This window comes from Rhizobium sp. WYCCWR 11152 (genome assembly GCF_013087615.1).
Taxonomy (GTDB): Bacteria; Pseudomonadota; Alphaproteobacteria; order Rhizobiales; family Rhizobiaceae; genus Rhizobium; species Rhizobium indicum.
Genome location: NZ_JABFCP010000020.1, coordinates 242,075 through 265,042, shown reverse-complemented (window position 1 = coordinate 265,042; position 22,968 = coordinate 242,075). Strand labels below are relative to the sequence as shown.

23 protein-coding genes and 1 tRNA gene are annotated in these 22,968 nt (G+C 61.1%); 13 read left to right on the top strand and 11 right to left on the bottom strand.

Annotated features, from left to right (window positions below; translation table 11 throughout):
- The first annotated feature begins 33 nt into the window (after positions 1 to 33).
- A complete protein-coding gene (locus G9X67_RS28750) occupies positions 34 to 783 on the top strand; it encodes a glucose 1-dehydrogenase (protein WP_171600226.1) in 750 nt (249 codons plus the stop codon).
- 404 nt (positions 784 to 1,187) lie between these two features.
- On the opposite strand, the gene G9X67_RS28745 is transcribed toward G9X67_RS28750, so the two are convergent.
- A tRNA-Gly gene (locus G9X67_RS28745) sits at positions 1,188 to 1,262 on the bottom strand.
- Between the two features lie 256 nt (positions 1,263 to 1,518).
- On the opposite strand from G9X67_RS28745, the gene G9X67_RS28740 reads away from it, so the two are divergent.
- The 4 genes from G9X67_RS28740 (at position 1,519) to G9X67_RS28725 (ending at position 4,310) form a co-directional block, all read left to right on the top strand.
- A complete protein-coding gene (locus G9X67_RS28740) occupies positions 1,519 to 2,028 on the top strand; it encodes a prolyl-tRNA synthetase associated domain-containing protein (RefSeq protein WP_138389425.1) in 510 nt (169 codons plus the stop codon).
- 160 nt (positions 2,029 to 2,188) lie between these two features.
- Positions 2,189 to 3,163 (top strand): thioredoxin, encoded by a 975-nt coding sequence (gene trxA / locus G9X67_RS28735; protein ID WP_138389426.1) that lies wholly within the window; start codon positions 2,189 to 2,191, stop codon positions 3,161 to 3,163.
- A 262-nt stretch (positions 3,164 to 3,425) separates the two neighbouring features.
- Positions 3,426 to 4,112, top strand: a complete 687-nt coding sequence (locus G9X67_RS28730) for an LON peptidase substrate-binding domain-containing protein (protein ID WP_171600225.1) — start codon at positions 3,426 to 3,428, stop codon at positions 4,110 to 4,112.
- Positions 4,113 to 4,121: 9 nt separating this feature from the next.
- Complete coding sequence (locus tag G9X67_RS28725) at positions 4,122 to 4,310, top strand: Trm112 family protein (RefSeq protein ID WP_017962471.1); 189 nt, start codon at positions 4,122 to 4,124, stop codon at positions 4,308 to 4,310.
- A gap of 43 nt (positions 4,311 to 4,353) precedes the next feature.
- Here G9X67_RS28725 and G9X67_RS28720 read toward each other — a convergent pair whose 3' ends face one another.
- Complete coding sequence (locus G9X67_RS28720) at positions 4,354 to 5,568, bottom strand: ubiquinone biosynthesis hydroxylase (protein ID WP_171600224.1); 1,215 nt, start codon at positions 5,566 to 5,568, stop codon at positions 4,354 to 4,356.
- Between the two features lie 83 nt (positions 5,569 to 5,651).
- Between G9X67_RS28720 and tesB the strand changes: the two genes are divergently transcribed.
- From tesB to G9X67_RS28690, 6 genes are all read left to right on the top strand, one after another.
- Positions 5,652 to 6,536, top strand: a complete 885-nt coding sequence (gene tesB / locus G9X67_RS28715; protein WP_138331857.1) for an acyl-CoA thioesterase II — start codon at positions 5,652 to 5,654, stop codon at positions 6,534 to 6,536.
- Positions 6,537 to 6,747: 211 nt separating this feature from the next.
- Complete coding sequence (locus G9X67_RS28710; RefSeq protein ID WP_003543684.1) at positions 6,748 to 7,098, top strand: P-II family nitrogen regulator; 351 nt, start codon at positions 6,748 to 6,750, stop codon at positions 7,096 to 7,098.
- A 27-nt stretch (positions 7,099 to 7,125) separates the two neighbouring features.
- Positions 7,126 to 8,556, top strand: coding sequence for an ammonium transporter (locus tag G9X67_RS28705; RefSeq protein ID WP_138331856.1), 1,431 nt, complete (start codon positions 7,126 to 7,128; stop codon positions 8,554 to 8,556).
- A gap of 250 nt (positions 8,557 to 8,806) precedes the next feature.
- On the top strand, positions 8,807 to 11,494 hold the full coding sequence (locus G9X67_RS28700; protein WP_171600223.1) for a DNA translocase FtsK: 2,688 nt from the start codon (positions 8,807 to 8,809) through the stop codon (positions 11,492 to 11,494).
- Between the two features lie 139 nt (positions 11,495 to 11,633).
- Positions 11,634 to 12,302: an outer membrane lipoprotein carrier protein LolA gene (locus tag G9X67_RS28695; protein ID WP_171600222.1), complete on the top strand. Its 669-nt coding sequence runs from the start codon at positions 11,634 to 11,636 to the stop codon at positions 12,300 to 12,302.
- Positions 12,303 to 12,619: 317 nt separating this feature from the next.
- On the top strand, positions 12,620 to 13,423 hold the full coding sequence (locus G9X67_RS28690; RefSeq protein ID WP_026160043.1) for an exodeoxyribonuclease III: 804 nt from the start codon (positions 12,620 to 12,622) through the stop codon (positions 13,421 to 13,423).
- 49 nt (positions 13,424 to 13,472) lie between these two features.
- Here G9X67_RS28690 and G9X67_RS28685 read toward each other — a convergent pair whose 3' ends face one another.
- Positions 13,473 to 13,928 carry a cyclic nucleotide-binding domain-containing protein gene (locus G9X67_RS28685; protein ID WP_029870886.1) on the bottom strand — a complete coding sequence of 152 codons (456 nt, stop codon included), beginning with the start codon at positions 13,926 to 13,928 and terminating at the stop codon, positions 13,473 to 13,475.
- 137 nt (positions 13,929 to 14,065) lie between these two features.
- Positions 14,066 to 14,749, bottom strand: a complete 684-nt coding sequence (locus tag G9X67_RS28680; RefSeq protein ID WP_017995455.1) for a response regulator transcription factor — start codon at positions 14,747 to 14,749, stop codon at positions 14,066 to 14,068.
- Between the two features lie 167 nt (positions 14,750 to 14,916).
- Between G9X67_RS28680 and G9X67_RS28675 the strand changes: the two genes are divergently transcribed.
- Both G9X67_RS28675 and G9X67_RS28670 read left to right on the top strand, forming a co-directional pair.
- Complete coding sequence (locus G9X67_RS28675; protein ID WP_138331853.1) at positions 14,917 to 15,438, top strand: L,D-transpeptidase family protein; 522 nt, start codon at positions 14,917 to 14,919, stop codon at positions 15,436 to 15,438.
- 131 nt (positions 15,439 to 15,569) lie between these two features.
- Positions 15,570 to 16,400, top strand: a complete 831-nt coding sequence (locus G9X67_RS28670; protein WP_138389429.1) for an aldo/keto reductase — start codon at positions 15,570 to 15,572, stop codon at positions 16,398 to 16,400.
- A gap of 86 nt (positions 16,401 to 16,486) precedes the next feature.
- Here the strand turns inward: G9X67_RS28670 and G9X67_RS28665 are convergent, their stop codons facing one another.
- The 7 genes from G9X67_RS28665 to rimM all read right to left on the bottom strand — a co-directional run bounded on the left by G9X67_RS28665 (position 16,487) and on the right by rimM (position 22,871).
- Positions 16,487 to 16,840 carry a cell surface protein gene (locus tag G9X67_RS28665; RefSeq protein ID WP_138331851.1) on the bottom strand — a complete coding sequence of 118 codons (354 nt, stop codon included), beginning with the start codon at positions 16,838 to 16,840 and terminating at the stop codon, positions 16,487 to 16,489.
- Positions 16,841 to 17,264: 424 nt separating this feature from the next.
- On the bottom strand, positions 17,265 to 18,674 hold the full coding sequence (gene leuC / locus G9X67_RS28660; protein WP_138331850.1) for a 3-isopropylmalate dehydratase large subunit: 1,410 nt from the start codon (positions 18,672 to 18,674) through the stop codon (positions 17,265 to 17,267).
- A gap of 283 nt (positions 18,675 to 18,957) precedes the next feature.
- A complete protein-coding gene (locus G9X67_RS28655; protein ID WP_138331849.1) occupies positions 18,958 to 19,770 on the bottom strand; it encodes an amino acid ABC transporter permease in 813 nt (270 codons plus the stop codon).
- 16 nt (positions 19,771 to 19,786) lie between these two features.
- A complete protein-coding gene (locus tag G9X67_RS28650) occupies positions 19,787 to 20,584 on the bottom strand; it encodes a basic amino acid ABC transporter substrate-binding protein (RefSeq protein ID WP_011653909.1) in 798 nt (265 codons plus the stop codon).
- 145 nt (positions 20,585 to 20,729) lie between these two features.
- The gene (rplS, locus tag G9X67_RS28645) at positions 20,730 to 21,284 is read right to left on the bottom strand and encodes a 50S ribosomal protein L19 (protein ID WP_171600221.1); all 555 of its coding nucleotides are present in this window, start codon (positions 21,282 to 21,284) and stop codon (positions 20,730 to 20,732) included.
- A gap of 286 nt (positions 21,285 to 21,570) precedes the next feature.
- The gene (gene trmD / locus G9X67_RS28640) at positions 21,571 to 22,302 is read right to left on the bottom strand and encodes a tRNA (guanosine(37)-N1)-methyltransferase TrmD (RefSeq protein ID WP_094087177.1); all 732 of its coding nucleotides are present in this window, start codon (positions 22,300 to 22,302) and stop codon (positions 21,571 to 21,573) included.
- Complete coding sequence (rimM, locus tag G9X67_RS28635; RefSeq protein ID WP_012759372.1) at positions 22,302 to 22,871, bottom strand: ribosome maturation factor RimM; 570 nt, start codon at positions 22,869 to 22,871, stop codon at positions 22,302 to 22,304. The genes trmD and rimM overlap by 1 nt, the downstream gene beginning before the upstream one ends.
- Between the last annotated feature and the right edge of the window lie 97 nt (positions 22,872 to 22,968).

Sequence of the window (22,968 nt, the reverse complement as noted above, 5' to 3'; positions counted from 1 at the left end):
TTTATCTAATTTCTCGTTGAAAGGAGATAAACAATGCAACACCTCAAAAACAAGGTCGCCGTCATCACCGGCGGCAATAGCGGCATCGGCAAGGCGACCGCTCGGCTGTTCGCGGAAGAAGGAGCGCAGGTCATCATTTCCGGGCGCCGGCAGGATGCTGTCGACCGCGCCGTGCAAGAAATCGGTCCGTCGGCTATCGGCTTCGTGGGTGATGCCGCCGACCTGGAAGATCATCGCAGGCTGGCGGACACCGTGAGGAGCCGCTTCGGCGGGATCGACATCTACATGGCCAATGCTGGGATCATCAATCTCACCACCTCCGCCGAGGTGACTCCGGCAGACTATGACCGGCATTTCGCAATCAATACGCGCGGCGTGTTCTTCGGCGTGCAGACGATCGCCCCTCTGATCCGCGACGGCGGAAACATCATCGTTACGAGCTCGCTTGCGGCCACGAAGGTCCTCCCGGACCATGCCGTCTATGCCGGTTCAAAGGCAGCAACCGCCGCCTTTGCGAAAAACTGGGCGATCGAATTCAAGTCGCGGCGGATCCGCGTCAACATCCTGAGCCCGGGACCGGTCGAGACGGAAATCCTCGCCAAGCTGGGCGTATCGGAGGCCGAGCGGCCGGCATTCGAAGATTACATGGCTTCCCTGATCCCCGCCGGCCGTCTCGGCCGACCGGAAGAGTTGGCGCGCCCCGCACTCTTCCTCGCCTCCGATGCAGGAAGCTTTGTCAACGGGGTCGAGCTTCATGTCGATGGCGGTATGACCCTGGCTTAAAAGGCCTGCCCTTTGCCAGCCCCAACGGCTCTACAACCTGCGAAGCTGTCGGTCCAGTGGCCGAGGCTCGGCAGGTATCGAACGTATCAAGCCCGGCCATCGGCAGCAGAACGGTCCCCACTGGCCGAGATCGACTATCCCTTCCATGATCGCGAGGTGCTGTGACTAATTGCGGACGCATCTGCGTGCATCGCAAGAAGATCAAAATCTGGCCGGACAGAAACTGGGAATCAAGGAGGTCGATGATGATATTTGGCTTGTCAGCTTCATGCACTATGATCTGGGATACATCGATCTGGAGCAGAGGGCTTGCAAACCATAGAAAACCCGTTCGGCACGAGGTTGTCACCCATGTCTTAGGAACAATCCGTTACCTATGTCTTCGGTATGGGAAATTGGAAAACTGGAGCGGGCGAAGGGATTCGAACCCTCGACCCCAACCTTGGCAAGGTTGTGCTCTACCCCTGAGCTACACCCGCTCAATCCGCATCGGTCCGGGGTAGTTGTTGGACCGTGGGCGCCGCCTCGCGGCGACCGGCGCTATATGGCCTAACGGGTTTTCAAATGCAACAGGGAAATGACGGAGAGGCGAAGAAAAATTCTGGTGTTCGCAGACGCCCGGCGGAAAGGCCGCAAATGCGGGGCAAAGCGTCGGTCGCAAAGATTGCCAAACGATGCGGACCGACTTAATCAGGACGCCTCGCTTTTTTCCCTTCCTGCCCAATGGATTGCCCCATGTCAGAAAATGCCCCGAAGACAAGAGAAGAATTGTTTGCCTTTCTCGATGGGCTCGGCATTGCCCATAAGACGATCGACCATGCGCCGGTCTTCACCGTGGCGGAATCGGTCGCCCTGCGCGACGAGATCCCCGGCGGCCACACCAAGAACCTCTTCATCAAGGACAAGAAGGACAGGTATTTTCTGCTGACCGTGGAGGAAAATGCCGAAGTCGATCTCAAGCAGGTGCATAATTTGATCGGCGGGTCTGGCCGGGTCTCCTTCGGCAGGGCGGAAAAGCTGATGGAATATCTCGGCGTCATCCCTGGGGCGGTCACCGCTTTCGGCGCGATCAACGATACCGCGGAGAATGTCACCTTCGTGCTCGACGCGGAGCTGATGGCGCACGAGATCGTCAACTGCCATCCGCTATCCAATGATGCGACGACCTCGATTGCGAGCAGCGACCTTATCCGCTTCATGGAAGCGACGGGACATAAGCCGCTTGTCTTGAAAGTGACGTCCTGACATACGATTTTAGCGCTAAAGCGCGTCGCGATCTTTTAGATTCGCTTGCCGCGCTTTAGTCTTTGGTTTTGCGCATGTCTTTATCGCAAAACCGCCACACAGTTTTGCGCGACATGCTTTAGCAAAGACGCCGGCAGGATCGGCGCGGCGGGAGATACCTATGAGCGGCAGCGACAACCCCTATAACGGTTCCTTCGGAAATCAGATGACGGCGACGACAAGCTTTAGTGCTGCGCCGGAACCCGCGGCTGCGGCCGGCAGCTATATCACGGATACGACGACCGCGAGTTTCGCCAAGGACGTCATCGAGGAATCGCGCAAGCAGCCGGTGCTGGTCGATTTCTGGGCGCCCTGGTGCGGTCCGTGCAAGCAGCTGACGCCGGTCTTGGAAAAAGTAGTCAACGAAGCCAAGGGCCGCGTTCGGCTCGTCAAGATGAATATCGACGATCATCCCTCGATCGCCGGCCAGCTCGGCATCCAGTCGATCCCCGCTGTCATCGCCTTCGTCAACGGCCGTCCTGCCGACGGTTTCATGGGCGCGGTGCCGGAAAGCCAGATCCAGCAGTTCATCGACCGGATCGCCGGTCCGGCCGGCGCCGACGAGGCGGCCGAAATCGAAGCGGTGCTTGCGGAAGCGGCGGAACTGCTTGCCGCCGGCAATATCAACGAGGCCGCTCAGCTCTACGGCGCCGTCATGCAGGCGGATCCCGAGAACGCCAAGGCGCTTGCCGGCATGGCCGAATGCATGATCGCCGCCAACCAGCATCAGCGGGCACGCGAAATCCTGACGGAATTGCCGGAAGAGCTGGCGAAAGACGCCGGCATCCAGGCTGTGCTGATGAAGCTCGAGCAGATCGAGGAGGCCCGCAAGCTCGGCGATCCTGTTGCGCTCGAGCGCGAACTGGCCGCCAATCCCGACGATCACGAGGCACGGATCAAGCTTGCCAAGATTCGCAATGTCGAAGGCCGGCGCGACGAGGCGGCCGACCATCTGCTGCTGATCATGCGCAAGGACCGCGCCTTCGACGATGATGGCGCCCGCCGCCAGCTGTTGCAGTTCTTCGAGGTCTGGGGCTTCAAGGATCCGGCGACGGTTGCAGCGCGCCGCAAGCTTTCGGCGATGCTGTTCTCGTAGGGCGCACCACGGACGGTCTATCGCATTGAATCCGTGCATGATCTTTTCCGAAAGTCGATTCCGATTTTCGGGGTATTCGCCACTGCATCATTCCTTAAATCGGAATCGATTTAAGGTTTAAATTATGCAGTGATTCAAAGTGTTACAGCGTCCTTTGCGCGTCTAAAAAGACGCGCGGCGCTGTAAGTTCGAGCATCTGCCCTTGCGTTTTCGGGCGAGGGCACCACATTCTCGTCAAGACGGGCATGCCCGTTTTACAAGAATGCGGGACGGTTTCATGCAAGTCGGGAATGCCAGATACCTGAAGCCGGGCGATCTGCCTGATGCGATCGCTGTCTTCCCCCTGACCGGCGCCCTTCTCCTGCCGGCCGGGCAGCTTCCTCTCAACATTTTCGAGCCGCGCTATCTGGCGATGCTGGATGCCGCACTGACCGGAAACCGACTGATCGGCATGGTGCAGCCGGCACTCGGCGAACACGAGGACAAGGGCAGCGAGCCCAACCTTGCCGCTGTCGGCTGCCTCGGTCGGATCACCTCCTTCGCAGAGACCGGCGACGGGCGCTACATCGTATCGCTGACCGGCGTCTGCCGCTTCCGGCTGCTGGAGGAAAAAGCGACCAGTGATCCCTTCCGCATCTTCCGTATCGCCCCGTTCATCGCCGATCTCTCGGCCGCAAACGAGGAGGAGGCGGTCGACCGCGCAGCGCTTCTGACCGCCTTCAAGGCCTATCTTGATGCCAACAAGCTGGAGGCAGACTGGGAGAGCGTCGAGCGGGCGAGCAATCTGACGCTCGTCAATTCGCTGGCGATGATGTCGCCCTTCGGGCCGGCGGAAAAGCAAGCGCTGCTAGAGGCGCCCGACCTGAAGACGCGGGCCGAGACGCTGATCGCCATTACCGAAATCGTGCTGGCGCGCGTCTTCGGTGACTCCGACACGGTTCTGCAGTAGACTTCAGCCATGGACGAAAAACTCAGCCGCGTCGATCCAAAGTTGCTCGATCTCCTGGTCTGCCCGCTCTCCAAGGGCCGGCTTTCCTATGATCGCGAACACAATGAGCTTGTCTCGGAAAAGGCACGACTTGCCTATCCGATCCGCGACGGCATTCCGATCATGCTGGTGTCCGAGGCCCGCCGCCTCGACGACTAAAACGCGTCGCGGTTTTCCGTCCGGAATTTCGTAAGAACAAAGGTTAAATCGTCTGGCCGGCAAGCAGCCGCGGATTGTCCTTTGCCGTCGTTCCGGCCGCCTGGCCGATGAAGAAGGATTTGAGACGCGGCAGCCGGTCGACGATGCCGAGGCCGACATCGCGGGCGATGCGGATCGGCGTCGCGTCGTTGGAGAAGAGCCGGTTCAGGACGTCGGTCGTCACCCCCATGCGGAAAGTGTCGAAGCGCCGCCAGGTCTGGTAGCGCTCGAGAATATTGATCGAGCCGATATCGAGGCCGAGGCGGTCGGCCTCCACCACGGTTTCGGCGAGTGCCGCCACATCCTTGAAGCCGAGATTGAGGCCCTGACCCGAAATCGGGTGGATGCCGTGGGCGGCGTCGCCGGCAAGCGCGAAACGCGGCGCGACGAAGGAGCGGGCGAGCGTCAGGCCGAGCGGGAAGGCGCGCTTGTCGCCGATCACTTTCAGGCTCCCAAGCTTGTGGCCGAAGCGGCGTTCGAGTTCTTCCTCGAAGATCAGGTCGTCGGCGGCGACCAGCCGGTTGGCATCCTGCGTGCGCTCCGTCCAGACGAGCGAGGAGCGGTTGTTCTTGAGCGGCAGGATGGCGAAGGGGCCGGCCGGCAGAAAATGTTCCTCGGCGCAGCCGTCATGCGGCCGCTCGTGTTCGACGGTTGCAACGATGCCGGACTGGCCGTAGTCCCAGGTGACGGTCCTGATGCCGGCGAGATCGCGCAGCGTCGAGCGCACGCCGTCGCAGGCAACCAGCAGCCGGGTTTCCAGCGCGCTGCCGTCCGAAAGCGTGACGGTGACATGGGTGTCATGGGTCTTCAGCTCCGTGGCGCCGAGCCCGTGGCGGATGTCGATGCCGAGCCGGTCGCAGGCGCCGCGCAGGGCGGCGACCATCGCGACATTCAGTATCATGTGGGCGAAAGGCCGGCCGTCGGCCACTTCTCCGTCGAAGGTCAGAAAAACCGGACGCACCGGATCGGAGGTCTTGGAATCGGTGACGATCATTTTGGTGATCGGCTGGGCTTCCGGTTCGATTTCGTTCCAGATGCCGAAGATCTCGAGCATCTTCGCCGCCGCCGCGATGATGGCGGAAGCGCGCGTATCGTTTTTCCAGACATGTTCGGGCGCCGCCTCGACGACGGCGACATTCAGATGCGGCGCGGCCTGTTTGACCGCGACAGCGGCGGAAAGGCCGACATAACCCCCGCCCACAACCAGCATGTCCAGCATCGCGCCGCTCCCGTACCTTATGCCTCAGATGTGCTCTATATAGATCATCGCAACCTCACTTCCTACCGCTGGGAGACATAGAAATGACGGGCGAGACATCATGGCCTTCGGCGATGGAGACGCTGCTTTCGACGCTCGACCTCGAGCCGATCGAGGTCGATATCTTCCGCGGCCGCAGCCCCAAGGTCGGCTGGCAGCGGGTCTTCGGCGGCCAGGTGATCGGCCAGGCGCTGATGGCGGCGCAGCGCACCATCGAGGGCGAGCGTTTCGTCCATTCGCTGCATGCTTATTTCATGCGTCCCGGCGATCCCACGGTGCCGATCATCTATCAGGCGGAGCGCATCCGCGACGGATCGAGCTTCAACACGCGGCGTGTCGTCGCCATCCAGCACGGCAAGGCGATCTTCGCGCTGTCGGCCTCCTTCCAGGTGGAGGAGCCGGGCTTCGAGCACCAGATCGCGATGCCCGAGGTCGAGATGCCGGAGGCGCTGCTCGGCGAGCAGCAGATCAAGGAACAGTATCTGGCCCACGCGCCGGAAGCGATCCGAAAATACTGGCAGCGTGAGCGGCCGATCGAGATCCGTCCGGTCTCGCTGACGCATTATTTTTCCGACAGGAAACTCGATCCGAAGCAGGATGTCTGGGTGCGCGCCACCGGTCCGGTTCCCGACGACCGGCTCTATCAGGCGGCGGTGCTTGCCTATCTTTCGGACATGACGCTGCTCGATACGTCGCTCTATGCGCACGGAACGTCCATCTTCGACCAGAGCCTGCAGGTGGCGAGCCTCGATCACTCCATGTGGTTCCACAGACCCTGCAAGCTCGACGACTGGCTGCTTTATACGCAGGACAGTCCGTCGGCTTCAGGCGCCAGGGGATTAACCCGGGGTAGCCTGTTTACACGATCCGGTAGCCTGATCGCATCGGTCGCGCAGGAAGGCCTGATTCGGAAAAAGGCAAATGAATAAAAATTGTGCAACTTTATAAATTTGCGCGTTATTTGTGCGCTTATTGGCCAATCATTTGCCTGTTTATTGGCGCTCTTTATTATAACCTTTACTTTTCAATAACTTACCACCTGCCTCGAATCTGGCACGTCCCTTGAATGTGTATTGGCCGGTCGCTGTTCAGGAACGTCAGCGGCAAGGAGAGTCGGCTCCGCGCCGAGGATAACGAAGGATGGGAAACCAGATGAAAATTGTGATGGCCATTATCAAGCCGTTCAAGCTCGATGAGGTCCGCGAAGCCCTTACGGCGATCGGTATTCAGGGGCTGACCGTAACCGAGGTGAAGGGCTACGGGCGCCAGAAGGGGCACACCGAAATCTATCGCGGCACCGAATATGCAGTCAGCTTCCTGCCGAAGCTCAAGATCGAAATCGCGGTTGCATCAGAACTCGTCGACAGGGCGGTCGAGGCCATTGCGGCATCGGCCAAGACCGGCCAGATCGGCGACGGCAAGATCTTCGTCTATTCAATCGACCATGCCGTGCGCATCCGTACGGGCGAAACCGATTCAGAAGCGCTGTAAGAACGGCAGATCAAGGAGCTTTTTCCAATGTCAATTTCGAAGTTTTCTTCCACCTTTGCGCGGCTTTGCGCAGCAACGGCTGCCCTTCTGGCGCCGGCCGTTGCTTTCGCGCAGGAGGCTGCACCAGCTGCCGCCACCGCTGCTGCTGCTCCTGCTTTCACCATGGACAAGGGTGACAATGCCTGGATGCTCGTCTCCTCGGCGCTCGTCCTTTTGATGACCATTCCCGGCCTTGCGCTTTTCTACGGCGGTCTCGTCCGCGCCAAGAACATGCTCTCGGTGCTGATGCAGGTTTTCATGATCACGGCCGTCGTGGCGCTGCTCTGGGTGACCTACGGTTATTCGCTCGCCTTCACCGACGGTGGCTCGCTGAACAGCTTCGTCGGCGGCTTCTCCAAGGCGTTCCTCGCCGGCGTCAATACCTCGTCGCTCGCTGAAACCTTCTCGAAGGGCGTCGCAATTCCGGAATACACCTTCATCGTGTTCCAGATGACGTTTGCCTGCATCACCCCCGGCCTGATCGTCGGCGCGTTCGCCGAACGCATCAAGTTCTCGGCCGTCATGCTCTTCGTCGTGCTCTGGGTCACCTTCATCTACTTCCCGATGGCACACATGGTCTGGTTCTGGGGCGGTCCGAGCTCCTACACCTCGCCGGCCGGCCTGATCTTCTCCTATGGCGCAATCGACTTTGCCGGCGGCACGGTCGTTCATATCAATGCCGGTATCGCGGGTCTCGTCGGCGCCATCATGCTCGGCAAGCGCACGGGCTATAAGAAGGAAATCATGGCTCCGCACTCGATGACGCTGACCATGGTCGGTGCCTCGCTGCTCTGGGTCGGCTGGTTCGGCTTCAATGCCGGGTCCAACCTCGAAGCCAATTCCTATGCCTCGCTTGCCTTCATCAACACCTTCGTCGCCACGGCTGCCGCCGCTGTGTCCTGGTGCATCGTCGAAACCCTCACCCGCGGCAAGGCTTCCATGCTGGGTGGCGCTTCCGGCGCCGTCGCCGGTCTCGTCGCCATTACCCCGGCGGCAGGCTTTGCCGGCCCGATGGGCTCGATCGTTCTCGGCTTGATCGTTTCGCCGGCCTGCTACTTCTTCGTTGACGTCGTGAAGAACAAGTTCAACTACGACGACAGTCTCGACGTCTTCGGCGTCCATTGCGTCGGCGGCATCATCGGCGCTCTCGGCACCGGTATCCTCGTCAACCCGGCACTCGGCGGTGCAGGCATCGTCGATTATTCCACCGCGGATTTCGCAGCCTCCTATGCCGGCACGGCAACCCAGGTCTGGGCTCAGGCCAAGGGCGTGCTGACGACGCTGCTGTGGTCGGGCATCGGCTCGGCGATCCTCTACAAGATCGTCGACGTCGTCATCGGCCTGCGTGTGACCGTCGAAGCCGAACGCGAAGGTCTCGACCTTTCGACCCACGGCGAAGCCGCCTACCACTCTTCCTGATCACAGGGTTTGCGGCGCCCGGCAGAAGGGCGCCGCTTCACGGCCCGTCGCGGCCTATCTAACCATAGACCGCATTTGGCCCGGACCTTTCAAGGTTCGGGCTTTTTTCATTTCCCGGTTCGGAATGCACGTCCAGGCATGCATGGTTAACATCGCTTTAACCCGGCTCTGATTAGGTAGAGCGGACGCATTTTGGCACGGCGAAGCTTCAGCGATTCGCGTGTCCTCAGGCATTGGACGGGTTAGACACATGGCAAGAAGCACGTCGCCGGCAATGGATGGCCGTCCGGATCGGTTCTCCTTCTCGGCATTCATGCTACGGCAGATCCAGGCGCTCATCGGCTTTGCGATCTTTCTGCTGCTGGCGTTCTGCGTCGCGGCGCTGGCGACATGGAATGTTGCGGATCCGAGCTATTCCTATGCGACCGCCAACTCGCCGACGAATATTCTCGGTTACACCGGTGCTGCTTTTGCCGATATCGTCATGCAGTTCCTCGGGCTTGCCAGCGTCGTTTCGATGTTGCCGATCGTCGCCTGGGCGCTGACGCTGATCTCGGGCCGCCGCTTCAGCCGTATTCCCGCCCGTGCCGGCGCCTGGTTCGGCGGTTCGGTGCTTTCCTGCGCCGTACTCGGCTGCTTTCCGCCGCCGCTCACCTGGCCGATCCCGAACGGCATCGGCGGTGTGATCGGAGATATGATCCTGCGTTTTCCCGCACTCTTCGTCGGCGCTTATCCCACCGGCACCTTCGCCATGGTGGTCGGCTGCATCTTTGCCGCGCCGACCGCCTGGATGATGCTCTTTGCCTCAGGCCTCGTCGGCCGCAGCGACGCAGACGACGAGATCGAGGAGGACTACGTTGATACCCGTAGCAAGGCTCGCGTCGTCGGAGACGAGGACGAGGAGGAGGACGAGTCCCGCTGGGTCGCTTTCAGCGGTGCCGTGACGCATGCCTGGTACATGAGCCAGGGTCGGCTGCGCCGGCTCTTCGGCATGGGACCGCGCAAGCGCCGTCAGGGCGATTACGAATCACCTTATGATTTCAACGATGACGAATTCGGCACGCTGAACGAACCCGTTCGTGCCAAGGCGCCGACCGTCCGCGGCGAGCGCATGGAACCGTCGATGGAGCCATCGATGGGAGCAAGGGCGGCATCACCGCGGCGCATCGTCTCGGCGCCGTCGATGTCCATCGATGACGATGACGATAATGACGACGACCTGCCCTTCGATAACGACATGCCGCCGCGCCCGGCCGATATCCTGCCCGACGACGATGATGACGACTGGATGATCCGCGCGCCGGCAAAGGCCGCCGGCAAGCCGGAACCACGCGTCGTCCCGGTGGTCGCGCGTCCGAAGCCCAGCGCCCGCATCGAGCGGGAAGCGCAGGGCTCGTTCATTCGTCCCGAGGGTTTCCAGCTTCCGTCGATGCATCTGCTCGCCGAACCGAAGAATGTCGTGCGCGACTCCACGCTTTCGGCCGATGCGCTGGAACAGAATGCCCGGATGCTCGAGGGCGTGCTCGAAGATTTCGGCGTCAAGGGCGAGATCATCCATGTCCGCCCCGGCCCTGTCGTCACGCTCTACGAACTGGAGCCGGCGCCCGGCATCAAGTCGTCGCGCGTCATCGGCCTTGCCGACGATATTGCCCGCTCGATGAGCGCCATTGCCGCCCGCGTCGCCGTCGTGCCCGGCCGCAACGCGATCGGCATCGAATTGCCGAACCAGACGCGTGAGACCGTCTATCTGCGCGAACTCGTCGCCTCCCGGGATTTCGAAGGCAGCAAGGCGAAGCTCGCCATGGCGCTCGGCAAGACGATCGGCGGCGAAGCCGTGATCGCCGATCTCGCCAAGATGCCGCATCTGCTCGTCGCCGGCACCACCGGTTCCGGCAAGTCGGTCGCCATCAACACGATGATCCTGTCGCTGCTCTATCGTATGACGCCGGAACAGTGCCGGCTGATCATGATCGACCCGAAGATGCTCGAGCTCTCCGTCTATGACGGCATCCCGCATTTGCTTTCGCCTGTCGTCACCGATCCGAAAAAGGCCGTCGTCGCGCTCAAATGGACGGTGCGCGAGATGGAAGAGCGCTACAAGAAGATGTCGAAGATCGGCGTGCGCAACATTGACGGCTTCAACACCCGCGTCGAGCAGGCGCTGTCGAAGGGCGAGGCGATCTCGCGCACGGTGCAGACCGGCTTCGACCGCCATACCGGCGAGGCGATGTACGAGACCGAAGAATTCGATCTGCGGCCGATGCCCTATATCGTCGTGATCATCGACGAGATGGCCGACCTGATGATGGTCGCCGGCAAGGATATCGAAGGCGCCGTCCAGCGTCTGGCGCAGATGGCGCGTGCGGCCGGCATTCATGTGATCATGGCGACACAGCGTCCGTCGGTCGACGTCATCACCGGCACGATCAAGGCGAACTTCCCGACCCGCATCTCCTTCCAGGTGACCTCGAAGATCGACAGCCGCACCATTCTCGGCGAACAGGGCGCCGAACAGCTGCTCGGCATGGGCGACATGCTCTACATGGCGGGCGGCGGGCGTATCCAGCGCGTGCACGGCCCGTTCGTTTCGGATGTCGAGGTGGAAGAGATCGTCTCCTACCTGAAGACCCAGGGCTCGCCGCAATATCTCGACGCGATCACCGCCGATGACGATGAAGACGGCGATTACGGCGGCGGTGGCCCGGCCGGCACGTCCAATCTTTCCGAATCGGAAGATCCCTACGACCAGGCGGTCGCCATCGTGCTGCGCGACGGCAAGGCGTCGACCTCCTACGTCCAGCGCCGGCTGGGCATCGGCTACAACCGTGCCGCCTCGCTCGTCGAGCGCATGGAGAAGGAGGGCATCATCGGACCGGCCAACCATGCCGGCAAACGCGAGATCCTTGTTCCGACCGAAGGCGACATCCTCGACCGCTGACAGAACAGGCATATATTTCCAATACAGCCGCTTTTGCGGAAACCTGATAGCGTCGAAGCCGTTACCTCTCGCAGGCCGATCGCAACGCCTTGAAGACGCCGCCTTTCGGCAGCATGCAGATCGCATAAAGGAGATTTAGATGAGTCACTCCGATACCTTCCTCTCCGGCCTGACGGTAACGCGCCGCGACCTTCTCGGCGCCTTCGCCGCCGCTGCGATAACGAGCGCTATTCCCTTCGGCGCTTACGCGCAGGCGGCGGCTCCCGCCTCCGGCAAAGCGCAGGCGATCGCCGATCATTTTTCCGGTGTCACGACAATGCAGGGCGAATTCGTGCAGTTCGGCCCGCGCGGCGAACAGACCGGCGGCAAGTTCTTCATTCAGCGCCCCGGCAAGCTGCGCTTCAACTATGACGATCCGTCGCCGATGCGGGTAATTGCCGACGGCAAGAACGTCGCCATCGGCAATACGAAGCTCAAGACCTGGGATCTCTATCCGCTCTCCAAGACCCCGCTCAGCCTGCTCCTGGCGCAGCGTATCGACCTGTCGGCCGGCATGGTGAAGGGCGTGAAGGAAGAGTCCGACCTGACGACGATCGCGCTCGGCAACAATACGGTGTTTGGAAACTCGACCATCACCATGATGTTCGACCCGAAGACCTACGACCTGCGCCAGTGGACGATCACCGACAATCAGGGCAAGGATACCTCGGTGATGATCTTCAACGTCAAAACCGGCATGCAGTTCGACGATCGCGTCTTCCGCGTGCCCTATGAGACCATTCCCGGCACGCCTCAGTCGCGCGACTGAGAGCTTTTCGGTTGATCGCCGGCCGCTTTTACCAGATCCAGATGTTTTCAGGCCGGATTAGGTTGAAAACATCCGGATCTCAATCAAAGATTTGAGCATGATGTCGTCCGGAAACCGCTCACACTTTTCGGCATCATGCTCTATCTCTTTGTTTCCACGCAATTCCGGACGCAAAGCCGCTGCGCACTTTTGCTGGAATTGCGCTGGCGGCCGGTTCCCTCGCGTCCACCTTTGTTTTAAAGCCCTTTCATAAAGCGCATCGCGTCGAGCCGGGGTTCGGCCGGCATGCGGGCATTGGACGCGAGAGGGTATGGGGCATGGGCTTTTCGATCACCACCTGGAACATCAATTCGGTGCGGCTGCGCATGCCCATCGTCGAGCAGCTCGTTCTCAAGCACAGGCCCGATATCCTCTGCCTGCAGGAAACCAAGGTGACGAACGACCTGTTTCCCGCGGCACCGCTCAGGGCGATGGGCTATAATCACATCATCATCCATGGCCAGAAGGGCTATCACGGCGTGGCGATCGCCTCGCGCATTCCGTTGACCGAGGATCACCGGCAGGATTATTGCGGCGTCGGCGATGCGCGCCACATCTCGGCGATCTTCGAGCACGGCAATCGCCGCGTTCGGCTGCACAATTTCTATGTCCCGGCCGGCGGCGACGAGCCGGATCGCACGATCAATCCGAAATTCGGCCACAAGCTCGATTTCATCGAGGAGATGAAGCTGCTGAAAGCCAATGGCGAGGCCAACACCTCAGCCATCCTCGTCGGTGACCTCAACATCGCGCCGCTGGAGCATGATGTCTGGTCGCACAAGCAGCTTCTGAAGATCGTCAGCCATACGCCCGTCGAAACCGAGGGGCTGCTCGAGGTGATGAAGCGCGGCGCCTGGCTCGATCTGATGCGCCAGCATGTGCCTGCCAGCGAGAAACTCTACACCTGGTGGAGCTACCGCGCCAAGGATTGGGAGGCCGCCGATCGCGGCCGTCGTCTTGACCATATCTGGTCGTCGTCGGATCTCGGGCCGCATCTGAAGCGGATAGAAATCCTGAAGGAGGCGCGCGGCTGGGACCGGCCCTCCGACCACGTACCGGTGACGGCGCATTTCGATTTCTAGGGCGATGCGGTTCAGCTTTTCGTAAAGCGGAGAACTGCTCTAACCGGGATCAGTTGAAGCGGTAGAACTGGCTTGCGGCCTTTGCCGCGAGTTCGGCAAGATTGTCGCGGATCCGGTTCTCGATCAGTCGGGCTGCGTCCGGATATTCCTCGATCAGCCGGTGAAAGAGGGCGCGGGTGATGCGGATGATGCTGGTGTCCTCGCGCGCTACCGCGGTGAACTTACGCTCTACCAAGGTCACCAGCGCCAGTTCGGAAACCAGGGTTCCGGGGCCGGCGATCCCCCCTGTCCTCTGCATGCCGTCGCTGCTCGTTGCGCTCAGCTCCAGGCTGCCGCTGAGGATGACATAGGCGCTCTCGGCGGGCGAGCCCTGGCGAAACAGCATCTGGCCGGCAGCGATCATGCGCCGGTCGGCGCCAAAGGCGATCAACCGCAGCTGATCCTCGTTCATGTCTTTGAACAGAGGAAGCTGCGCGAGCATGTGGATGTCGTCGGTCAGCGCCATGCGGGCTTTTCGCCTTAGAGCAATTCCAGCAGAAGTGTCTAGCGGTTTTGCCAGGAAAAGCGTGAAACGCTTTTGCCGGGAATTGCGTGAAAACAAAGAGATAGAGCACTTCCGTGATTTGGAAAAACGGAAATGCTCTAGGGTATGATCTTGTAGCCGCCGTTTTCCGTGACGAGGATTTCAGCATTGGAGGGATCGCGCTCGATCTTCTGGCGCAGGCGATAGACGTGGGTTTCCAGCGTATGCGTCGTCACCCCGGAATTATAGCCCCAGACCTCTTCGAGCAGCACGTCGCGGGTAACGACCTTCTGTTCGGCGCGGTAGAGATAGCGGATGATTGCCGCTTCCTTTTCCGTCAGCCGGATCTTCTGGCCGTTATCGGTGGTCAGGAGCTTCTGGCTCGGCTTGAAGAGGTAGGGGCCGACGGTGAAGGTCGCGTCCTCGCTCTGCTCATGCTGGCGCAGCTGCACGCGGATGCGGGCGAGCAGCACGGCGAAGCGGAAAGGCTTGGTGACATAATCGTTGGCGCCGGCTTCGAGACCGAGGATCGTGTCCGAATCGGTATCGTGGCCAGTCAGCATGATGATCGGCGCCTTGAAACCGCCCTTGCGCAGCAGCTTCACTGCCTCGCGGCCGTCCATATCGGGCAGGCCGACATCCATAATCAGCAGGTCGATCGGCGTCGCGCGGGCGGTCGCGACACCCTTGCCGGCGTTGGCTTCCTGCAGAACCGTGAATTCCTCATACAGCGACAATTGCTCCGTCAGCGTCTGCCGAAGGTCATCGTCGTCATCCACCAGAAGAATGGTGCGTGCGGTCATGCCGTTTGCGTCCTCATGTTAAGTCCCCTAGTCCTACGCCAAATTCCTGGTTTGGCAAGGATCGGGCAGCGGGCTGTTGCCGGGTCGGTTTCGATATGATTTCAATCGAAGCCCCAGACAAGGCACGACATGCGAGAAAAATGGAAAAAGCAAGGCAGAGGCGAGGTATGACGCCGTCGACGATCGTGGTGCGTCCTGCGCCGGGGCGCAAGAGCCGGGCGATCGTCCGGTTCGGCGCCATCACCGTGCCCGCTGCGATCGGCCGCTCCGGCCGCACCGTGATGAAACGCGAGGGCGACGGCGCCACGCCGATCGCCTCGATGAGGCTGATATCGGGCTTCCGGCGTGGCGAGCGGAACGGCCGGCTCGTCACTCCGCTTTCCATCCGCCGCATCCGGCCCGACATGCTCTGGTGCGATCAATCTGACAATGCCAGCTACAACCGCCTCGTCCGGGCGCCGTTCAGCGCAAGTCACGAGGAGATGCGGCGCAGCGACTGGCTCTACGATATCTGCCTGGTGATGGACTGGAACATCTCCTCGCGTGCGCGCAATCGCGGCTCGGCGATCTTCTTCCATCTCATCCGGCCGGGCTACGAGCCGACGGCGGGCTGCGTGGCGGTGAGCCTGCGCGACATGCGCCGCCTGCTGCCACACATTCGAAAGGGAACGATTGTCCGCGTCGTCTGATTGTCTTCCGGATGCGGTCACCTATATGTTTCCGGTGACCGAACGCTCCGGCTGAAATGCGTTCAGGGACGTCCGCAAGCGCGGGCGCAATTCATGCCTCGTCCAATTCTTCAAACTCCCGGAGATATATTGTGACCGCTCAACCTATCATCACTTTCCATGACGGACATTCCATTCCACAAATCGGCCTCGGCGTCTGGCAGACGCCGCAGGATATTGCCGCTCCCACCGTGCGCACGGCGATCGCCGTCGGCTATCGTCACATCGATACGGCTTCCGGCTACGACAACGAAGAGGGCGTCGGCGAAGGCATCCGCTCTTCCGGCCTCGACCGCAAGGACATCTTCGTCACCACCAAGCTCAGGAATACCGATCAAGGCTTTGACAATACGCTGCGCGCCTTCGACGGCAGCCTGAAGAAGCTCGGTTCCGAATATGTCGACCTCTATCTCATTCACTGGCCGTCGCCGCATCGCGGCCTTTATACAGAAACCTGGAAGGCTTTCGTGCGCATCCGGGAAGAGGGCCGTGCCCGCTCGATCGGCGTGTCGAATTTCAATCCCGAACATCTTGAGCGCATCATCGGCGAAACCGGCATCGTCCCCGTCATCAACCAGATCGAGCTGCATCCCGACTTCCAGCAGAAGGCGGCGCAGGCGGCTCATCAGAAGCTGAACATCGCCACCGAATCCTGGAGCCCGCTCGGCCAGGGCAAGTTCATCTCGAACGCGGTGATCGGTGAGATCGCCAAGAAGCATCAGAAGACGCCGGCCCAGGTCATCATCCGCTGGCACATCGACACCGGCCTTGTCGTCATCCCGAAATCGGTGACGCCGTCGCGCATCGAGGAGAATTTGCAGGTGTTCGACTTCAAGCTCGATGCCGACGATATGGCCGCGATCGCCAAGCTCGACAGCGCCGGTGCCCGCATGGGGCCGGATCCGATGACGGCAACCTTCTGATCGTCGTCTCGATTATCGCCAAGCCAATCAGCGGCCGCCTCGGGAGAGATCACCCGCGGCGGCCTTTCTATGATGGGCCTGCCGCTTCAATAATTACATTTGGACGAGCCGTTGGTCGGGGTAAAACCGTAGTTGCAGGCATTGTTCAGGCGCTGCGGCCGTCCGATCGAGCCGGTATATTCGTCCGAAGCAAAGGCGCGCGAGGGATACCAGTAGCCGTTCGTGCTCTTGATATAGCCGGGCCGGGCGTTGCTATAACCGCGATATCCGTTGAGAGTTGGTGCTTTGCCTTGCGCGACCGGTTGCCATAAGCTGGAAGAGACCGTCATCGGCGGTGCCGGCGGATGGATCGGCGCAGCCGCAGCGGCATCGATTGATGCCAGCGACGCGAACACGCCCAGGATGGTTTGCGGCAGGCGTCCTGCCATTTTCTGTCTCATGGCTATTCTCCCAGATCACACAACGCGGAACTTTGCTCCTGCATAATTCCTTAAATCGGAATCGATTTAAGGATGAAATTATGCAGCAATTCAAAATGTTACAGCGTCCTTTGCGCGTCTGAAAAGACGCGCGGCGCTGTAGCGCAGCCAAGCCAGTGATCGCCGAAACCGGCAATGGACGCCCGAAAGCGTGCCTGTCGAAAGTCGCGCGAGATGCGTCTGAAAGCGCCATCTGGATGAAGCCACAGGCATTCCCCGATGTCGATTGCCCGAACGGGTGAAATCGAGAATGCGGGTCATTCACTGACGAGCCCAAGAAAGCAATACCCACCAGGCGCCGAAGACAGGGGGGGTGCCACAAATGCGAAGCCCACCGATGCGCAGGGGCATCGGTGGGCTTTTGATTGTCATCCGTTTTGATGGATCAGTTCCACTCGCGGATATCGACGAAGTGGCCGGCGATTGCGGCTGCGGCTGCCATTGCCGGCGAGACGAGGTGCGTGCGGCCCTTGAAGCCCTGACGGCCTTCGAAGTTGCGGTTCGAGGTCGAGGCGCAGCGTTCGCCCGGCTTCAGGCGGTCGTCGTTCATGGCAAGGCACATGGAGCAGCCCGGCTCGCGCCAGTCGAAACCGGCGGCCTTGAAGATCTTGTCGAGACCTTCGGCTTCCGCCTGTTCCTTGACGAGGCCGGAACCCGGCACGATCATCGCGTCGACAGTCGGGGCAACCGTCTTGCCTTCGACGACCTTGGCGACTTCGCGCAGATCCTCGATGCGGCCGTTGGTGCAGGAGCCGATGAAGACGCGGTCGAGCGTGATGTCGGTCATCTTCGTGCCCGGCTTCAGGCCCATATAGTCGAGCGCGCGCCATTTGGAGGTGCGCTTGGTTTCGTCCGGAATGTCGTCCGGGTTCGGAACGATGCCCTGGACGGAGATGACATCCTCGGGCGAGGAGCCCCAGGAAACGATCGGCGGCAGGCTGGCGGCGTCGAGCACGACGACGCGGTCGTAATGAGCGCCCTCGTCGGTCTGCAGCGTCTTCCAGTAGGCGATCGCCTGTTCCAGCGCCTCGCCCTTCGGCGCGCGCGGCTTGCCCTTGATATATTCGAAGGTCTTTTCATCCGGGGCGATCAGGCCGGCGCGGGCGCCGCCTTCGATCGTCATGTTGCAGATGGTCATGCGGCCTTCCATCGACAGCGCGCGGATCGCTTCGCCGGCAAATTCGATGACGTGGCCGGTGCCGCCGGCCGTGCCGATCTCGCCGATGATGGCAAGGATGATGTCCTTGGCGGTGACGTGCGGCGGAAGCACGCCGTCGACCCGCACCAGCATGTTTTTCGCCTTCTTCTGGATCAGCGTCTGGGTCGCCAGAACATGCTCGACCTCGGAGGTGCCGATGCCGTGCGCCAGCGCGCCGAAAGCGCCGTGCGTCGAGGTGTGGCTGTCGCCGCAGACGATGGTCATGCCGGGCAGGGTGAAGCCCTGTTCCGGACCGACGATGTGGACGATGCCCTGGCGCTTGTCGCTTGCCGAATAATATTCGACGCCGAATTCGGCGGCGTTGGTCGCCAGCGCTTCCACCTGGATGCGGCTTTCCTCGTTCTTGATGCCGAGGTGGCGGTCGGGCGAAGTCGGAACGTTATGGTCGACGACGGCGAGCGTCTTTTCCGGCGCGCGAACCTTGCGGCCGGTCATGCGCAGGCCTTCGAAAGCCTGCGGCGAGGTGACTTCGTGGACCAGGTGGCGGTCGATGTAGAGAAGACAGGTGCCGTCTGCCTGTTCGTCGACCAGATGATCGTCCCAGATCTTGTCGTAGATGGTACGCGGTGCGCTCATGGCGTTAAGTCCGTTTTTCTAAAGCTTTTGGAAAATCGAGAAATGGCAGATCAGGCTCCGCCGGCCGTCATTCGATCAACGAAGTCGGCTGTTGAGCGCACCGGACACGCACGCAAAAAACCGCGCCGGCAGGCGATAGTGATCCTGCAGCACGAAAATATGCGCACCAATGCATCTGAACTTGGATTCCATGGCCCTGCATATAGCGATTTTTCGCGGCGGCTTCAATTTGAATCATCAGTAGGCGCTCTGCGGCCTCTCAGCGGCGCAGCGTATTGATCGCTTACCGCGATTTCATCCATTTCTCCGTCCGCCGCAGCGCCAGCGACAGGCCGATCGTCAGGATCAGATAGATATAGGTGACGATCGAATAGGTCTCGAAGAAGCGGAAGGAGCCGGCGGCATAGACCTTGCCCATCTGGGTGATGTCGGCGACGCCGAGCACCGAGACGAGCGAGCTGTCCTTCACCATCGAGACGAAATCGTTGGAGAGCGGCGGGAAGATCACCCGGATCGCCTGCGGGAAGACGACGGAGCGGAAGCGCCGGTAGCGCGACAGGCCAAGCGCCTCGGCCGCCTCGATCTGACCGAGATCGACCGACTGGAAACCGGCCCTGAAGATTTCAGCGATGAAGGAGGAATAGCCGACCGTCAGCGCGATGATCGCCCGCCACATCAGCGAGAGATCACGCACCAGGATGGGCTCGGCCATGCCTGATGTCACCAGCGGCGAAATCAGGAAATTATAGGCTGCGACCAGAGCCGGCGCGCCGACGAAGGCGACGTAGAACAGCAGCACGAGGATTGGTATGCCGCGGATGATCTCGATGTAGAAGCGCGCAATCTGACGCAACACCTGGCTGTCGGCCATGCCAAGCAGGCAGATGCCGAGGCCGAGCACGGTGGCGAGCACGAAGGCGACCAGCGTGACGAAGACGGTGACGCCGACACCGTTGACGACGGTGCGGAAGACCTGGGCATAGATATCGTTGGCGACGATGACGACGGCAAGCACGATGCCGATCGTGACGAGGGCGACCAGCCACCAGGGATAGTCGTCCTTGACGTGTCTGTCGGGAGATGGTCGCAACGCCATCAGCGGCTGCTCGGCGTCATTCGCCCATCTTGTAGTCGAGGAACCACTTCTTGTTCAGTCCATCCAGCGTGCCGTCGGCCTTGAGTGCGGCGATGGCGGCATTAACAGGGGCGACGAGGTCGGACCCCTTCGGGAAGATGAAGCCGAAATCTTCGGTGCCGAGCGGCTCGCCGATCAGCTTCAAGGCGCCGTTCGAGGCGTCGACATAACCCTTGCCGGCGGTGCCGTCGGTCAGCACGACGTCGACATCGCCGGCCTTCAGGGCCTGGACGGTGGCGCCGAAGGTTTCGAAGAGCTTGATGCGCGGGTTCTGCTCGTTGCCATCCAGCACTTCATAGACGGCGGTGTAGAAGGGCGTGGTGCCGGGCTGAGCGCCGACCAGGCCATCCTTGAATTCGCCGAAGGATTTGGCATCGGTGAAGCGTTTCTCGTCGCCGCGCACCAGCATGAACTGCTGCGAGCGCATATAGGGATCGGAGAAGTCCACCTTCTGCTTGCGGTCTTCCTTGATGGTGATGCCGGTCATGCCGATGTTGTACTGGCCATCGGAAACGGCCTGGATCATAGCGTCCCAGCTGGTGTTCTGGTATTCGACCTTGAAGTTCAGCCGCTTGGCGATCTCGTTCATCGCATCATATTCCCAGCCGATCGCCTTGCCGGATTTCGGATCGACGAATTGCAGCGGCGGATAGGCATTCTCGGTGACGACGACGACGCTCTTGCCGCCGAGATCCGGCAGTTCGGCGGCCGATGCGGCGAGGGGTAGAAGAGCAAGGGCGGCGAAGCTCGCAAGAACGGTACGACGAAACAACATTGAACGGTTCCCCAAAATTGAACGGCAAAAACTGTCACGGAAGATAGGCCTGAGGCAAGGCCGTCGGCTGCGCAGCTTAGCAAAAAATAGAAAAGGCGACCCGAAGGCCGCCTTTCCAAGCAAAGAATTTTGCGTGGCGCAGATCTTATTCTGCTGCCGGTTCCGCTGCAGCGGCGGCTGCTTCTGCGGCGGCCTTTTCAGCGGCGGCCTTGGTTTCCGCAGCTTCTGCTGCTGCCCTCTCGGCGGCGAGCGCCTGAGCTGCTGCAACCTTTTCAGCTTCGATGCGTGCCTTTTCCTCGGCAATGGCGGCGCGCTCGGCGTCGTTGAGCTTGCGGGCGCGGACGCCGGTGTCTTCAACGATACGGGCAGACTTGCCGCGGCGGTCGCGCAGGTAATAGAGCTTGGCGCGACGGACCTTACCGCGGCGAACGACGTCGACGCTTTCGATCATCGGCGAGTAGATCGGGAATACGCGCTCGACGCCTTCGCCGTAGGAGATCTTGCGGACCGTGAAGTTTTCCTGCAGGCCGCCGCCGGAGCGGGCGATGCAGACGCCTTCATAGGCCTGAACGCGGGTACGGGTGCCTTCCGTGACCTTGACGTTGACGCGGACGGTGTCGCCCGGGGAAAATTCGGGAAGCGTGCGCTTGGCTTCGATCTTGGCGGCCTGTTCGGCCTCAAGCTGCTGAATGATGTTCATCGTCTTAACCTTTGGTTCTTCTGAAACAGCCAGAGCGCTCGACACTGATCCTTCGGAACTGGCCTCAGGACTTTGCCCGTCAGGGCGGGAGCGGATTCGCCATTCTTTGTTTGCTGGCAGACGGGGATAAACCCCATTTCCGCGTGCGCCAATACACGAAAGGCCAGGGCTTGTCATCCCTTGGACGGCATTTTTGTGAAAAGGGCTGCGAAATCAGCCGTTTTTCTCACTTTATAGCGCCGCGCGTGTTTTTAGACGGCGCAAAGGACGCTGTAACATTTTGAATCTACGCATCGTGCTTTCCGAAATTCGATCCCGATTTCGGGGTCAATGCGTCAGCCTTTTCCAGCAAATCCGGCCGCCGCTCCCGCGTCAGCCGCACCGCTTCCTGATGCCGCCATTTCTCGATGGCGCCATGGTTGCCCGAGGTGAGGATCGCGGGGATTTCCCGGCCTTCCCATTCCTGCGGCCGGGTATAATGCGGATGTTCCAGCAGTCCGCCTTCGAAGCTTTCGTGCAGGCCGGAAAGATCGTTGCCCATGACGCCAGGCAGGATGCGGATGATGGCATCGAGCACGATCAGCGCCGCCGGCTCGCCGCCTGATAGGACGTAGTCGCCGATCGAGACCTCTTCCAGTCCGCGCGCCTCGATCACCCGCTGGTCGACACCCTCGAAGCGGCCGCAGACGATGATGACGCCGTCGCCCGCGGCGAGTTCGCGCACACGCTCCTGCGTCAGCGGCCGTCCGCGCGGGCTCATCAGCAGCCGTGGGCGGGTATCGTTTTCTGAGGCGCTGTCGATCGCACGCGCAAGAACGTCGGCCTTCAGCACCATGCCGGCGCCGCCGCCGGCCGGGGTGTCGTCAACGGTGCGGTGCCTGTCGGTGGCGAAGTCGCGGATCTGCACCGTGTCCAGCGACCATTGCCCCCGCTCCATCGCCTTGCCGGCGAGCGAGAAGCCCAGATGCCCCGGAAACATTTCCGGATAAAGTGTCAGCACGCTCGCCCGGAAAGCCATTACTTCTTCTTTTTCGGCTTGTCGGGAGTGAATTTCGAAAGCTCTTCGGGATCCTCGACCAGCCCCGCCGCCAGCGGATCGATCAGCAGCGTGCCGGCCTCGAGGTCGATCTCCAGCACCGAGGCTTCGGAGAAGGGGATCAGCACCGGGCGCTTGCCCGGACCTTTGAGTTCCAGCAGGTCGCCGGCGCCGAAATCGAAGACGCCGGTGACGGTGCCATAGCTGACGCCCTTGTCGTCGCGTGCCTCGAGCCCTTCGAGATCGGCATAGTAGAACTCGTCGTCCTCCAGCTCCTCGTCCGGCAGGTTGTCCCGCTCGATATAGAGTTCAAGCCCGTTCAGAGCCTCGGCGGCATTGCGGTCGTTGACGCCGCGGAAACGGACGACGACGACATTCTTCATCTCGCGGATTTCGAGGACTTCGAAGCTGCGGCCGTCCATGCTGTGCAGATGGCCGTAGTCGCCAAGCGCACCGGGATCGGCCGTATAGGCCTTGGCGCGCACCTCGCCCCGGAGGCCCTGCGCGCCACCGATCGTCGCCATCAGAACGGGGTTTTCAAGCTTGGTCATGGGTTCCTTCATGTGAAGCCGAAAGACAGGTTTCTCATAAACGAAGTGCGTGCGATTGGAAACGAAAACGGGCGGCATGTCGCCATGCCGCCCGCTC

Excerpts from the sequence above, each read along its gene's own strand:
- G9X67_RS28750 (WP_171600226.1), top strand. The coding sequence starts at position 34 with ATGCAACACCTCAAAAACAAGGTCGCCGTCATCACCGGCGGCAATAGC.
- G9X67_RS28740 (WP_138389425.1), top strand. The coding sequence starts at position 1,519 with ATGTCAGAAAATGCCCCGAAGACAAGAGAAGAATTGTTTGCCTTTCTC.
- trxA (WP_138389426.1), top strand. The coding sequence starts at position 2,189 with ATGAGCGGCAGCGACAACCCCTATAACGGTTCCTTCGGAAATCAGATG.
- G9X67_RS28730 (WP_171600225.1), top strand. The coding sequence starts at position 3,426 with ATGCGGGACGGTTTCATGCAAGTCGGGAATGCCAGATACCTGAAGCCG.
- G9X67_RS28725 (WP_017962471.1), top strand. The coding sequence starts at position 4,122 with ATGGACGAAAAACTCAGCCGCGTCGATCCAAAGTTGCTCGATCTCCTG.
- G9X67_RS28720 (WP_171600224.1), bottom strand. The coding sequence starts at position 5,568 with ATGCTGGACATGCTGGTTGTGGGCGGGGGTTATGTCGGCCTTTCCGCC.
- tesB (WP_138331857.1), top strand. The coding sequence starts at position 5,652 with ATGACGGGCGAGACATCATGGCCTTCGGCGATGGAGACGCTGCTTTCG.
- G9X67_RS28710 (WP_003543684.1), top strand. The coding sequence starts at position 6,748 with ATGGGAAACCAGATGAAAATTGTGATGGCCATTATCAAGCCGTTCAAG.
- G9X67_RS28705 (WP_138331856.1), top strand. The coding sequence starts at position 7,126 with ATGTCAATTTCGAAGTTTTCTTCCACCTTTGCGCGGCTTTGCGCAGCA.
- G9X67_RS28700 (WP_171600223.1), top strand. The coding sequence starts at position 8,807 with ATGGCAAGAAGCACGTCGCCGGCAATGGATGGCCGTCCGGATCGGTTC.
- G9X67_RS28695 (WP_171600222.1), top strand. The coding sequence starts at position 11,634 with ATGAGTCACTCCGATACCTTCCTCTCCGGCCTGACGGTAACGCGCCGC.
- G9X67_RS28690 (WP_026160043.1), top strand. The coding sequence starts at position 12,620 with ATGGGCTTTTCGATCACCACCTGGAACATCAATTCGGTGCGGCTGCGC.
- G9X67_RS28685 (WP_029870886.1), bottom strand. The coding sequence starts at position 13,928 with ATGGCGCTGACCGACGACATCCACATGCTCGCGCAGCTTCCTCTGTTC.
- G9X67_RS28680 (WP_017995455.1), bottom strand. The coding sequence starts at position 14,749 with ATGACCGCACGCACCATTCTTCTGGTGGATGACGACGATGACCTTCGG.
- G9X67_RS28675 (WP_138331853.1), top strand. The coding sequence starts at position 14,917 with ATGACGCCGTCGACGATCGTGGTGCGTCCTGCGCCGGGGCGCAAGAGC.
- G9X67_RS28665 (WP_138331851.1), bottom strand. The coding sequence starts at position 16,840 with ATGAGACAGAAAATGGCAGGACGCCTGCCGCAAACCATCCTGGGCGTG.
- leuC (WP_138331850.1), bottom strand. The coding sequence starts at position 18,674 with ATGAGCGCACCGCGTACCATCTACGACAAGATCTGGGACGATCATCTG.
- G9X67_RS28655 (WP_138331849.1), bottom strand. The coding sequence starts at position 19,770 with ATGGCGTTGCGACCATCTCCCGACAGACACGTCAAGGACGACTATCCC.
- G9X67_RS28650 (WP_011653909.1), bottom strand. The coding sequence starts at position 20,584 with ATGTTGTTTCGTCGTACCGTTCTTGCGAGCTTCGCCGCCCTTGCTCTT.
- rplS (WP_171600221.1), bottom strand. The coding sequence starts at position 21,284 with ATGAACATCATTCAGCAGCTTGAGGCCGAACAGGCCGCCAAGATCGAA.
- trmD (WP_094087177.1), bottom strand. The coding sequence starts at position 22,302 with ATGGCTTTCCGGGCGAGCGTGCTGACACTTTATCCGGAAATGTTTCCG.
- rimM (WP_012759372.1), bottom strand. The coding sequence starts at position 22,871 with ATGACCAAGCTTGAAAACCCCGTTCTGATGGCGACGATCGGTGGCGCG.